The following is a 12,878-nucleotide window of genomic DNA, read 5'->3' as shown; positions in this document are numbered from 1 at the left end:
CTTGCGCGCATCCCGCGCGTCTGGCAGTTTGCGGGCTCAACACCACCCAATTTTTTATGCCCAAGAAAGCCTCCGCCGCCGCCAAATCCGACCTCCATCGCAAGCACAGCGCCATCGTGGTTGATGGAGTGGACCGCGCCGCCTCACGCGCCATGCTGCACGCCGTCGGCTTCAAGCGCGCCGACTTCCAGAAGTCTCAGATCGGCATCGCCTCCCTCTGGAGCATGGTCACCCCGTGCAACATGCACATCGACCGTCTCGCCCTCGAGTCCGCCAAAGGCGTGGACGCCGCCGGTGGCAAGAGCATCATCTTCAACACCATCACCATCTCAGACGGCATCTCCATGGGCACCGAGGGGATGAAATACTCCCTCGTCTCCCGCGAAGTCATCGCCGACTCCATCGAGACCGTCGTCGGTTGCGAAGGCATGGACGGCTTCGTCGCCATCGGCGGCTGTGATAAAAACATGCCCGGTTGTTTGATGGCCATGGCCCGCCTCAATCGCCCCAGCGTCTTCGTCTATGGCGGCACCATCCTCCCCGGCTGCGTCGGCCCCGAGAAAAAAGACGCCGACATCGTCACCGTCTTCGAAGCCGTCGGCAAGCACGCCAACTGCCTCATCAATGACAAGGAGCTCATCGACATCGAAGAGCACGCCATCCCTGGCGAAGGCTCCTGCGGCGGCATGTACACCGCCAACACCATGGCCTCCGCCATCGAAGCCCTCGGCATGAGCCTCCCCAATTCCGGCGCGCAATCCGCCGTCGGCACCGACAAGCTCATCGACTGCTTCGACGCCGGCGCCGCCGTCATGAACATGATCAAGAAGGGCATCACCCCTCGCGACATCATGACGAAGGAAGCCTTCGAAAACGCCATCACCCTCATCATCACCCTCGGCGGCTCCACCAATGCCGTCCTCCACCTCATCGCCATGGCCCACAGCGCCGGCGTGAAGCTCGGCATCGAAGACTTCGTCCGCATCGGCAAAAAGACCCCCGTCCTCGCCGACCTCAAGCCCAGCGGCAAATACTTCATGAACGACCTCGTCAAGATCGGCGGCACCGTCCCCCTCATGCGCATGCTCGTCGCAGAAGGCCTCATGCACGGAGATTGCCTCACAGTCACCGGCAAGACCATGAAGGAGAACATGAAAAACTCCAAGATCGTCTGGCCCAAGGATCAGAAGATCGTCAGCCCGCTCAGCGCTCCCCTCAAGAAGGACAGCCATCTCGTCATCTTCAAAGGCAACCTCTGCCCCGAAGGCGCCGTCGGCAAAATCTCCGGCAAGGAAGGCCTCAAGTTCGAAGGCAAGGCCATCGTCTTTGAGTCCGAAGAGACCGCCCTCCAGGCCATCCTCAATGACAAGGTCAAAAAAGGCCACGTCATCGTCGTCCGCATGGAAGGCCCCAAAGGCGGCCCCGGCATGCGCGAGATGCTCTCCCCCACCTCCGCCATCATGGGCAAAGGCCTCGGCAAAGACGTCGCCTTCATCACCGACGGCCGCTTCAGCGGTGGCAGCCACGGCTTCGTCGTCGGCCACGTCACCCCTGAAGCCTTCGTCGGCGGCCCCATCGCCGTCATCAAAAACGGTGACCCCATCACCATCGATGCGGAAAAGCGCGCCATCACCCTCGGCATTCCCGCCAAGGAACTGAAGACCCGCCTCGCCAAGTGGAAGCAGCCCAAGCCCCGCTACACCCGCGGCGTCCTCGCCAAATACGCCAAGCTCACCACCAGCGCCAGCGAAGGCGCCGTGACCGACCTCGGCCTGTAATCCTGCCGCCATGACTCCAGCGCATCCTCCCCTCATGACATCCCAGATGCCGTGGTGGGAGGCCTCGCTGCTTCTCTCTGTCCTGCCAGCGGCCTGCGTGCTTTTCTACGGGTTCGCACGCGGCCCGATGGCCCACTTTTTTCGCAACGCGTTTTTTCTGCGCTACGGCATCGGCATCGCAGTCCTCATTCTCGGGACCGGCTTCGTGAGCGCCGGCTACGCGTTGATCGGGCTCTTGAACTACACCCGCATCGAGCCGGAGGGCATCCGCCAGGTCACTTTCCTCAAGCCCGACAAATACCAGCGCTGGAGCGAATTCGTCGCCGCAGAAATCGTCCTGCAAGAATCCTGGGACTGGGGCAAAAGGGACAGCGCCCGTCAGACCACCCTCATCACCCTGGAGTTCAAGGAAGGCGGTCGCTGGCGCGAATACATCCGTGTATCGAGCGACCCATTTTCCGCCGCAGACTTCCAAAGCTTTCAAGACTGGCTCAAAGCCAATATGAAATTCGAACCGCCCAAGCCCGCTCCCTTTCGCCCAAGCGATTTCAAGTAGCGCTCCGCATGCGAGAAGTGCTCCGCATGCGATACGACCTTGCTGTTCGGCGAATAATACCACACGCAATTGAAAGAGTTCACGCTGCAGGTGAATTCATCGGGCGTGATGTTCCACTGGCGGCGGCACGGTCGCATCGCGTAGCGATGCCAGCACAAGCGTTCCCTCCACCCTCCACCCCCTCACTCCACCCTCTTCACCTCAAACCTCACCTTCGCCGGCGTCGCATACCTCCGCTGCAACGCCTCCAGTCCTTCCAGCACAGTCTTCGTCTCCGAACGCAATTCCCCCACCCCCGGCTGCTCCTTCAAAAACATCTCCCGATAGCTCTCCGATCCCACGATCTCCATCCGCGCATCCGTCACCATTTTCAGCGCCGCCGCCTGCGCATCCCACGGCCCGCCCGGCTCCCACCCATTCGCCGTCATCGAAGAGACATTCAGCCCCGCCGCCAGCTGCCCCGCGGTAAACTTCCCCAGCAGCCTCCCACCCGCACGCAGCTCATACTTGCCCGCCGCCAGCCCCTTCACCGTCAGCATGTAGCCGTTCAGTTCCGCCGGGATCGGCACAAACAAAAAATTCAGCGCACCCAGCGCCCCAAAGTTGATCGGCAGCCCCTCATCCAGCCGGTCAAAGGCCACTCCATCCTTCTCCACCTTCACACCAGTAACCGCGCACCCATCGGCAGCCGCCACCTTGCCCTCCTTCGCATCCACCACCGCCGAAGACACCTCCGCAGGCGCACCCAGCCCCTTCAAAATCGCCACCGCCATCGCCAGCTGCCCGAGATCGTTCAGATGCACCCCATCCTCCACATGCAACCTCGTCGGCTTGGACGGTTCCTTCTGCTTCTCGTTCACCTCCAAGACCCGCCGTTGCACCTTCCGCATCGCACGTTGCACATCGATCGTCTCCGCCCCCAGCCCCTTCGCCACCTCCAGCCCCTCATCACACATCTGCTGAAGGAAACCCTTCTCCGCCCGGTCAGGCTCCTCATTTGTGATCGCCGCCGAGCAGATGAAAACCCGCACCCCATGCTCCTTGCAGCGCGCGATCAGCTTTCGCAGAGACTCCAGATACGCCCCCTTGTGCTCCGCATCCGCCTTCATGCCCCAGCCAATGTCATTCACCCCAAACGCCACCGTCAGCACCGTCGCCCCACGATCAAACACCTCCCGCTGCAGCCTCTCCAGCGCCCCCGTCATCGTGTCCCCTCCTCTTCCCGCATTGAAAAACTTCACCTTCCTCTGTGGAAACCGCAGCAGCGTGTAGTTCTCAATGATCCGGTCATACCGCCTCGCCGCCGTGATGCTGTCCCCCAGAAACACCACCGTATCACCATCCCTCAGCGCAAACTCCGCCATGGCCGAAACAGCCGCCCCGACAAAGCACAAAGCAAACAGCACAATTTTCATCCAGCCTAAAACGCACAACGTCTCTTCGTCCTTCAGTGGAGCCATTCTTAACTCACGCGACTGAGTGATCATCGCTGTTGAGAACCGCATGAAAATCTGACTGCTTTCACTTCTGAGTACGTAGTTCGGGCTTTAGCCCGTTCCGGAATCACCGCATATCCCGAGATTCTAAACCAACCAGCGCAAGTATTGTAGTACCGGCTTCAGCCGGAATCTGGAAGCTCTCTTCGTACAAACAACTCTCGCCCCCCAGTTACTCTCCATCCCACAATCCCGTCGCTTGAGTTCATGTGAACTGCGGCCAAACCGAACGTCCCCACCATCCCGCCTCGTCATTCGTCATTCCGCATCCCTCACTCCCTCACAATGATCTGATCTTCCGGCTCCAGCTTCATGTCTTTCGCCGGTTCAGATCCCACATTTCGGAGATCAACAGCAATGCTTTTGCCATCCCGGATCACCTTCGTTTGACTGGGCTTCGCGAAATCAGAAAAGCCTCCAGCCACACTGATCGCCTTCAGCAAAGTCAGGCCCGCATTGTAGGCCACCGGCCCGTTCTTTTTGCAGCCGCTCACCACATACACCAGCCTCGCGGGCACCTCTCCACCATCAATCGTCACCGTCACCGTCGGACTCTTATAAAGCTCGTCCTGAACATAAGTCTTCTCCACGACCCGTTGCAGCTCCGAAGGCTTGAACCCCACGGCCTTCACTTCTCCCACGTGCACCAGATTGATCGTCCCACCGTCACCGATCGTGTACACCTTGCTGATCTGCGCGGCATCATCCGCCGGAATCCCACCGATCGAAAGCGCGATCCGATCCCCCGCCTTCAAGGCCATCTCCGTGTTCTGCGCCGTCACCGTGGCGTTCAGGCACACCAGCACGGAAACCACAGAAACAAGAAAGCGCATGCTCATGTTCATGGTCATGAAGGGTAAAAAAATCCAGCCTCAATCCGGCACGATGATTTGATCTTCCGGCTGCAGTTGAATATCCCGCGAAGGATCCGCGCTGATGTCCTTAAGATTGATCTCCGTCGTTGTTCCGTTGCGCAGCAGCTTCGTCCTGCTCGGCTTGGCAAAGGGCGTGAATCCTCCCGCTGCGGAGATGGCTTTCAGCACGGTCAGGTTCGGAGTGTACGGCACCGACCCGTTCCCCTTGATGCCGCCCACCACATACACCATCTGCTGCGTGGTAGCGCTGTCATTCGTCGTCACCGTCACCGTGGGCCGCGTGTAGATTTCCTGGTTCTTGTAGGTCGCCTCGATGCTGCGCTGCAAGGCGGAGGGCTTCAGTCCCGCTGCGCGCACTTCACCGATGTGCAGCAGGTTGATCGTGCCGTTGTCGCTGATCGTGTACACCTTGCTGATCTGCGGCACCTCATTGTCCGGAATGCCACCGATGGAGATCGAGATGCGGTTGTTGATCTTGAGGGCGATTTCGCCGTTCTGCGCATGGGCCGTCGCCAGCGCGCATGCAGCGAGGATGCAGGTAAGAATGCGTGTGTTCATAAAAAAGCGTGCGTCGTCGGGTAAAATCAAAACACATCATCGCCATCCAGCCTTGAGACGGCATGCGGGCTGCCCAGCGCAGGAGCGGTCGTTTCCGCCTTCACCTTGCGGCGGCGGGTCTTGCCCCCCTGCCCGCCGTTCGGCGAATTCGTGGGCGAGTAGTAGGTGTAGTAGCTCGTGTAATACTGGTACTGCGCGTCGCTTCGCAGGTCCACGTTGTTCAGCACCACCCCCACCACCTTGCCGCCCACGTTCTCCACGTTCTGCTTCACCCGCATCAGCATGTGCCGTGGCAGCTTGCGATGCTGCACCACGATCATCGTCATGTCCGCCAGATTCGCCAGCACCGAGGCATCGCTCACGCCCAGGATTGGTGGCGAGTCGATCAGCACCAAGTCAAACCGGCTCTTCACATCCGCGATCAAATCGACCATGCGCTGGGAGTTCAGCAGTCCCGCGCTGTCCGCCGGCAGCAGGCCGCTCGGCAGGAAAAACAGGTTCTCCACCTGCGTGCGCAGCACCACATCCTCCAGCCGGATGTCAGTGGTCAGGTAGTTCGTCAGGCCCGTCGCATGGCTCACATCAAAATGCGTATGCAGGCTCGGCCGGCGCAAATCTGCATCAATCAAGAGCACGTTGTACCCGCCCTGCGCGCACACATACGCCAGGTTCACCATCGTCGTGGATTTCCCTTCTCCCGCTCCGCCGCTCACCACGCTCAGGCAGTTCGCCTCCGGCGTCTTGCGGTTGAATTCAATGTTCGTGCGCAGAATGCGGTACGCCTCCGCATCCGGATTGAATCCGCTGCTGCGGTGCAGCACGCCCACATCCTTTGGCACCACTGCCAGCACTGGCACGCCCAGGTAGCCTTCCACGTCATCCAGGTTCTTCACCGTGGTGTCCATGTACTCCAGGAAAAAGGCCAGGCCCAGGCCAAACATCACCCCCAGCACCCCGCCCAGCGCCAGGTGCAGCGGCACGTTCGGCTTCGCAGGCTTCCCTTCCGGCTCTGCTTCAGAATAAATCGTCGCGGGAGATTTCACCAGATCCGCACCGACCTTTTCCTCCAGGTTTCTCGTGCGCAGGTTCACGATGATGTTGTCCAGCTGCGTCACCTCATCCTTCGCGCTCTTGTACTCATTGTAGAGCGCCTGCATTCCCATGATCTCCTTTTTGGCATCACCATTCCACTTCTCCAGTGACTCGCGCTTTTTCTTGGCTCCATCCAGCCGGTTCTGCAGTCCTTTGATGTGGGAGGTGGCCTCCGCAAGAATGAGCCTTTTGTATTCCTCGATCTGGCTGTCCACACTGAGCACCTGCGGGTGCCTGTTGCCGCGGCCTTCGTTCGTCAGCCCCTGCCGTGCCACTTTGAGCTCCTGCATCTTAGCGGTCATTGTCGCGATGCTGGCATTCTCCAGCTTGAGGCCTGAAGCCTGCTCGATGAGTTCATCCGGGCTCAGCTTTCCGATCTGATCAATTTCCGTCTGCAGGGTCATCTTCTCCTGGTCCGCCTGCATGAGCATCTGCTCACGTGTCTGCTGCAGTCCTTCCTCCGCCGTGCGGATTTCGCTGCCCGGACTCAGCGAGTTGCCACCGCCCATCACCCATTCACCCACGATCCCCGCCTTGCGCTTGGCTTCCTGCGCACGGAGCTGGGCCTGGGCGCGCAGCCCCTCCTGGTCGTTGATCTTCTGTTCCAGGACTGCCAGAGCCTTGAGCTTCTTCTCATGCTCAATGTTCTTGCGCTGCTCCATGTAGCTCTTGGCCACTTCGTTCGCAATGGTCGCCGCGAGCTGGGCATCTGGATCGTAGTAGTCGATCGTCACAAAGTCGGAGCGCAGCATCGACTGCGTTTCCAGATTGGCCCGCAGCTTTGCCAGCGCCGCCTGCCGGCTGGGCAGCTCCCAGCGCTTGGCCAGCTCCAGTTTTTCGATCACCGGATACAGCGTCGTGGGCTTCGTGATCGTCTCAAACTGCGTCTTGAGGTATTCAGGCGAAAAGCCCGTGCTGTCACTGCGGTTGTTCGCAAACACACTGATGCCTTCGGTGATGCGCTCAATCGTCATCTCCACATGCCCGCGATACTTCCTCGGCATGATGTACGTCAGCACCGCCGCCGCAGCAAAGATCAGGATGAAACAAAGCGAGATCAGCCCAAATCGATTCTTGATCACCTGCCAGGTGTCCATCGCATGCTTCTGCAGTTCGGTGCCGGACTCGTTCATGACTGCTCAGGTTTGATTATTGGCAAAGGTTAAGAAAGGGGTCTTGAAATGCCGCCAGCGGGAGATTCGTGATGTCCGAATCGGCCCGCCGGCGGCGTGTTGTCTTGGCTGTTGGGACTAAAAGGTCGCCGTGGCGCCGACGGAGACACGGTTGCGGTTGAATTCCACGGCAGGATTGTTGGACAGCTGTGTGGAGAACGAGTAGTTCGCGTTCAGGTTCACGTTGTCCATCAGCTGATAGCCAATCCCCGCATTGATGAACACCGCATCCTGCCGCTGGTCTGGCAGCGGTCCGCCGGAAAGCGTGGAGTGCGCATAGCTCGCGCCGCCGTTCAGGCTCAGACGCTTGCTCACATTGTGGTTCACCTGGATGCCCGTGTTCACACCGTAGCTGTTGGTGTAGCTGCCCAGCAGTGCGCCGTTGAATCCCAGCATCGTAAACCACCGCAGCTGTGTCTGCTGTGCCACCGAATAATTGATCGCCGCCTCGGCGTAGGGCCTCACCTTGCTCACCGTCGAGTTCTCAAAGAACTCCGCACCCGCTCGCGCCGACCCGGACATGTTCTCGCTCCATGCATGATCCACTCCGCCAAGGGCATAGTGCGAATGATAGTTCTGGAATCGGCTCCGCGTGTAGTTCGTCATGCGGTAGCGGTACTCTGCCGTCAGGCTCGTCCGCTGGGAGACCTTGTAGGCGATCTGCTGCGCACCCAGGTGCGAATACCGGTCCTGCGAGGTGGCCACCGCCGAGTTTTCATACGTGATGCCGTCAAACGTGTAGGACGTCGTCGTCGAGAACCTCGGAGACCACGCATAGCTCACATTGAAGTTGTTGTAGCCATACAGGAACTGCCCGTTCCACAGCGCGCTCGTGGCCCCGTAGCCAAAGGCACTGTTGGGGTTCGTTCCATACGTGAGGTAGAAGTTGTTGCTCATCTTCAGGCGCTCAGAGAACTGGTGCTCAAAGTTGAACGTCGCACGGCCGTTGTAGAACGTGCTGCCATAGGTCGGCACTCCCTTCACATATTCCAGCACGCTTCCTTCAAGGCTGAAGCTGTAGGGCGTCGTCTTGTCCGCGTGCGTGTACGCCGTCCCCGCCCCGAGCTGCGCATACCAGGACTCAATGTTTCCATACTGCGACGTCGGCGACTTGTACTTCAGCATGTCATACCCGCTGTTGGCGCTCATCGAGAATGACAGCGGCTCCTCATTGCGGAAATCCGCCGAGTAGTTCTGGATCGCCACCAGCCCCTGCGCGCGCAGCGCGGCTGGGCTGAGCACAGCCGCGACGGCCAGGATAAGCATTGCCAGTTTTGTGCGCATGGAGTGGGGGATTCAGAAGCGGTTTCGATTGGGCAGAGACGCAGGATTGGTCCTTCACGGAGAAGGTCACGGAATCGAATTCGACGGAGACACCGGCGTGATAATGATCCGTGGTGGCAGCGGTCCCGAGACAGGGGGCATCAGCAGAAACACGCCCCGAATCGAAGACGGAATGAAGAAGTCTTCACCTTTGACCGGCACCACCGGGCTCTTGTCCACGACGATCGGGTTCTTCCCGGGATTCTTCTCGTCCGCCACAGTCATCGCAGGGCGTTTCACATCGGGTGCCGCAGGAGTCACGCTCGCCAGTCCTGGAACCACAGATAACGCCGAATCATTGATCACTCCCGCCATTTTAGGGGCCACCGAGACGGCTGTCTTCACAATCTGCGCTGCCAGGGTAGGATCCGCCTTGGAAGCAGTGATGGCTGCTTTCACGATATCGCCTGCACACCCTTCATTGATGACCAGTGCATCTTCCACAACCATCAGAACTTTAGCGGGGTCTTTTTCCACCGCCACCCGCACGTCATTCGTGATCTCTGCGCAGTTCCCCGCCGTTTGCGCGGAGCTGAACGACGCGCATGCCAGCATGAGCACACAGGCTAAAGCACTCGCGATGCGAGAAGTAGAGACAGCTTTCATAAGCGGGCAGTAGGGTTAGTTGGACAGATGTTTTCGTGACCTCAGAGCGGGTAGTGGGAATCGAACCCACATGGCCAGCGTGGAAGGCTGGAACTTTACCACTAAGCTATACCCGCAATTGAAGTTATAGTAACACGAAACATCCTACTGCCGCAAGATATTTTTAGAATTTAAAGAAAAATTTTGAAATTCTAGAATTCTTGATCAATTCAAGATCCTAACTTTTCAGGCCTTTTGCTTTTCAACTCGACCGTCTATTTAGCACTCAATGACGTGCTGGCAAGCGGGTACTAAAAAAGGAAAACATTCTCGGTACTGAAACGCCTTCAAAAATAACGGCCACGCCTGCTCGCCTACTTCGCCGCCTTCTCTCCCCCGTAGTCCTCCCCGTTCAGGCTCCGCGCCACGCTCTCCAGCCAATCTTCCAGGCTCTTTTGCATCTCCGGCACCCGCTCCGGCTGCTCCGCCAGCAAAACGGTGCTCTCATCCGGATCACTCGCCAGATTGTACAGCTCCCACGTCACCTCGTGATTCTTTTTGTTCTCGATCCGGTGCAGCTTCCACGGCCAGTCCAGCCACACCGCGTGCCCCGGAAACTCCGTCAGCGACACCTTTTCCGTGATCTTGCCCGCGTCAGGCCGCACCCGCACCGCATCGGCAGGCTCCTCCCCCTTCGCCTGCGCTGCCAGCAGTTCGTTCATCCACTCTTTCGACTTCACCCCAATCCCCGGCCTTCCCATCTCCCAAAAACCAATCGGCCGAGATCGCTTCTGCTCCTGCCCCATCAGCAGCGGCATGAGGTCAATGCCATCCACCGGCGGCTGCTTCTCCATCTTCACGTCCGCCAGCGCCAGCACCGTGGGGTAGATGTCTGAGGTGACGCAGGGTGCCTTGATCACCTTCGGCTCGTGAAACGCCGCCGGCCACTCCATCAGCGCAGGCACCGCCAGGCCCCCCTCATAGATCTGCCCCTTGAATCCACGCCTCCCGCCCGTCTCCCCCACCTTCGGCAGCGCCCCATTGTCGCTGCAGTACCATAATAAGGTGTTCTCCCGCAGATCCAGTTCCTTCAGTTCCGCCCTCAGCCTGCCAAACGCACGGTCCATCGCCGTGATCTCCCCATAAAAATTCTGCTGCTTCTCCGGCAGCCCCTCATACACCGCCCGGTCCTTCTCCAGCGCCTGGTGCGGATCATGCGGAGACCCAAACCACACCACCGCGAGAAAGCGTTGCTTCTTCTCCCCGCATTTCCGGATGAACTTTAGCGCCGCCTCCACCGTGATGTCCGAACTGTCCCCTTCAAACTGGGCCGCCTTCCCCTCCACGCTCATCACCGGATTCAGATCAAAATAATTCGGCGCGGACACCCACTCATCAAACCCGCTGTTCCCCGGACTCACCGGACTCGCCTTTTGTACAGAGCCCAGATGCCACTTGCCAAAGTGCCCCGTCGCATAGCCCGCCGTCTTCAGCGCCTCCGCCACCGTGATCTCCTGCGGCCTCAGCGTATGCCCCCAGGAAAAGCAGCCGTATCGGTTCGGCGTACGTCCCGTCATCACACTCCCCCGCGTTGGGCTGCACACCGGCGCCGCCGCATGAAACTCATCAAAGCGGATCCCCTCCTTCGCCAGCGCGTCAAAATTCGGCGTCTTCAAATGCGGATGCCCATTGTAGCCCATGTCCCCCCACCCCTGATCATCCGCCATCACCAGGACAATGTTCGGCGGCTCATCCGGCGCGGCCACACAAGCCATCTGCAGTCCAACCACCCCGCACAAAAACAAAAGGCATTTCATGCCCCAAACATAGTCATGTTCGCCATCGCCCTGAAATCAAAAAATCACAGCCAGCTCACTTCATGCGTCAGCATCCTGTCATCATCAAAGGCAAATCGTCCCACAAACCGCCGCCGCTCCACCAGCGTCTCCGCCAGCCAGTGCACATCATCCGCCCACATCTCCTCAAACGGCAGCGCGTCCAGCGCCGTCCAGATCGGCAGTGCCTCCGGCGTCTCCACCGCCTCCCCCTCATGCTGCGTGGCCACATACACATCCACGTGCATCCGCAGCCCGTCCACAAACTGAAACCACAGCTCCCCATGGTGCATCGGGTCCAGCGCCGTCACTCCCAGCTCTTCCTGCGTCTCCCTCACCGCACATTGCAGCGAGGTCTCACCCGGGTCGATCTTCCCTCCCGGCCCGTTGATCTTCCCCGCGCCCAGTCCACGCTTCTTGCGGATCAGCAAAACCTCCCGTCTCGCTTCATCAATGATGAACATCAGCGTCGCTCGTACGCCGGGTTGCCAGGAGTTCCAGTCGACGATCACCGTGCAAAGTTCAGCGTTTCTTCCACGGCAGCGCACGCAGCCAGCGCTTCCCGCTCTTGATGTCCATCGACTGCGCCAGGATCTCCGTGTCTCCCGCGTCAAAATCCTCCGCGCGCGGCAGCCCCGCGGGCAGATCCAGCGCTGGCTCTTCCACCTCCACCGGTTCGGGTGCAGGCGTTGCCACCGGCTTCTGATTCAGCGGCACCACCGCATTCGGCGGAGACACCAGCCCGCCGGAGATGATCATCTTCATCGCCTCTTCGATCGTGATCGGCGCATCCGTGATCTTCTCCGAATCCACCACCAGCAAAATCCCCGTCATCGGGCTCGGTGCCGTCGGCAGCAGCACGCAGGTCTGCGCCTTGCCCGTCTGCGGATCGCAATACTGCCCCGTCGCAAAACCGATCATCCGCATGCCCGGCACGGGATACTCGATGTAGACCACCCGCTTAAAATTCTGCTTCGTCCCTCCCAGGCTGCGAAACGCATCGATCACCTGCTTCAGCGGACGATAAATCACCGCCACCAGCGGAATGCGCAGCAGCAGCTTGTCCACCGCCGTCACAATGTGCACCCCGATCACATTCGTGGCCATGAAGCCCAGCCCAAGGATCGTCAGCACCGAAAACAAAAAGCCGATGAAATTCGTCAGGCTCTCCAGTTTCGGATCCTCAATGTTCAGCAGCGGTTCATCGCTGAATTCGTTCACCAGGTTCACGATCTGCGCCAGCACCGGCTTGCTCCAGGCATGCAGCAAATCGTAGATCGTAAACAGAATCCACAGCGTCAGGATCAGCGGCAGCGCCAGTGCCAGTCCCGCCAGAAACTTGTTCCGCAGCCACACGCCCCACCCTTTGGGCGCATGCGCTTCGCTCATCGGGATTGTATTGGGGGGGTCAAATGCCATCTAACACGTCATCAGGCTCAAAAATCAGAACGCAGGCCAAAGCATATGTTCAGCAAAAACTTACTATATCGCAGATTTAAACCGCTTCTCAAAAGGAATGTCCTGAGGGTTCCCCTTATTCCTCCCTCATCCGACTAATTTCGCTCCCGCACAAAGCACCCTCAATACAGTACCCATCTCGCTCCGCGA

General features: G+C 59.3%; 11 protein-coding genes and 1 tRNA gene. 2 read left to right on the top strand and 10 right to left on the bottom strand.

Translation table 11 applies throughout. From position 1 onward, the window contains the following. Positions 1 to 56 precede the first annotated feature (56 nt). Together ilvD and ACILSO_RS19175 are read left to right on the top strand one after the other, a co-directional pair. Entirely contained in the window at positions 57 to 1,778 is a 1,722-nt protein-coding gene (gene ilvD / locus ACILSO_RS19180) for a dihydroxy-acid dehydratase (RefSeq protein ID WP_395739061.1), read from the top strand. A gap of 34 nt (positions 1,779 to 1,812) precedes the next feature. Continuing rightward, positions 1,813 to 2,334, top strand: coding sequence for a hypothetical protein (locus ACILSO_RS19175; protein WP_395739060.1), 522 nt, complete (start codon positions 1,813 to 1,815; stop codon positions 2,332 to 2,334). 182 nt (positions 2,335 to 2,516) lie between these two features. On the opposite strand, the gene ACILSO_RS19170 is transcribed toward ACILSO_RS19175, so the two are convergent. The 10 genes from ACILSO_RS19170 to ACILSO_RS19125 all read right to left on the bottom strand — a co-directional run bounded on the left by ACILSO_RS19170 (position 2,517) and on the right by ACILSO_RS19125 (position 12,659). Continuing rightward, positions 2,517 to 3,749, bottom strand: coding sequence for an SGNH/GDSL hydrolase family protein (locus tag ACILSO_RS19170; RefSeq protein WP_395739059.1), 1,233 nt, complete (start codon positions 3,747 to 3,749; stop codon positions 2,517 to 2,519). A gap of 353 nt (positions 3,750 to 4,102) precedes the next feature. Beyond that, a complete protein-coding gene (locus tag ACILSO_RS19165) occupies positions 4,103 to 4,681 on the bottom strand; it encodes a polysaccharide biosynthesis/export family protein (protein WP_395739058.1) in 579 nt (192 codons plus the stop codon). 21 nt (positions 4,682 to 4,702) lie between these two features. Next, the gene (locus ACILSO_RS19160) at positions 4,703 to 5,263 is read right to left on the bottom strand and encodes a polysaccharide biosynthesis/export family protein (protein ID WP_395739057.1); all 561 of its coding nucleotides are present in this window, start codon (positions 5,261 to 5,263) and stop codon (positions 4,703 to 4,705) included. 26 nt (positions 5,264 to 5,289) lie between these two features. Further along, positions 5,290 to 7,488, bottom strand: a complete 2,199-nt coding sequence (locus ACILSO_RS19155; RefSeq protein ID WP_395739056.1) for a GumC family protein — start codon at positions 7,486 to 7,488, stop codon at positions 5,290 to 5,292. Between the two features lie 117 nt (positions 7,489 to 7,605). Beyond that, positions 7,606 to 8,811 carry an outer membrane beta-barrel protein gene (locus tag ACILSO_RS19150; RefSeq protein WP_395739055.1) on the bottom strand — a complete coding sequence of 402 codons (1,206 nt, stop codon included), beginning with the start codon at positions 8,809 to 8,811 and terminating at the stop codon, positions 7,606 to 7,608. A gap of 66 nt (positions 8,812 to 8,877) precedes the next feature. Further along, positions 8,878 to 9,456, bottom strand: a complete 579-nt coding sequence (locus ACILSO_RS19145) for a hypothetical protein (protein ID WP_395739054.1) — start codon at positions 9,454 to 9,456, stop codon at positions 8,878 to 8,880. Positions 9,457 to 9,501: 45 nt separating this feature from the next. Further along, a tRNA-Gly gene (locus tag ACILSO_RS19140) sits at positions 9,502 to 9,572 on the bottom strand. 237 nt (positions 9,573 to 9,809) lie between these two features. After that, the gene (locus ACILSO_RS19135) at positions 9,810 to 11,252 is read right to left on the bottom strand and encodes a sulfatase-like hydrolase/transferase (RefSeq protein WP_395739053.1); all 1,443 of its coding nucleotides are present in this window, start codon (positions 11,250 to 11,252) and stop codon (positions 9,810 to 9,812) included. 44 nt (positions 11,253 to 11,296) lie between these two features. Further along, entirely contained in the window at positions 11,297 to 11,782 is a 486-nt protein-coding gene (locus ACILSO_RS19130; RefSeq protein ID WP_395739052.1) for an 8-oxo-dGTP diphosphatase, read from the bottom strand. Between the two features lie 10 nt (positions 11,783 to 11,792). Beyond that, a complete protein-coding gene (locus ACILSO_RS19125; protein ID WP_395739051.1) occupies positions 11,793 to 12,659 on the bottom strand; it encodes a DUF502 domain-containing protein in 867 nt (288 codons plus the stop codon). Positions 12,660 to 12,878: the final 219 nt, after the last annotated feature.

This window comes from Prosthecobacter sp. (assembly GCF_044226605.1).
GTDB lineage: Bacteria > Verrucomicrobiota > Verrucomicrobiia > Verrucomicrobiales > Verrucomicrobiaceae > Prosthecobacter.
This window is presented reverse-complemented; position numbering and strand designations above follow the sequence as displayed.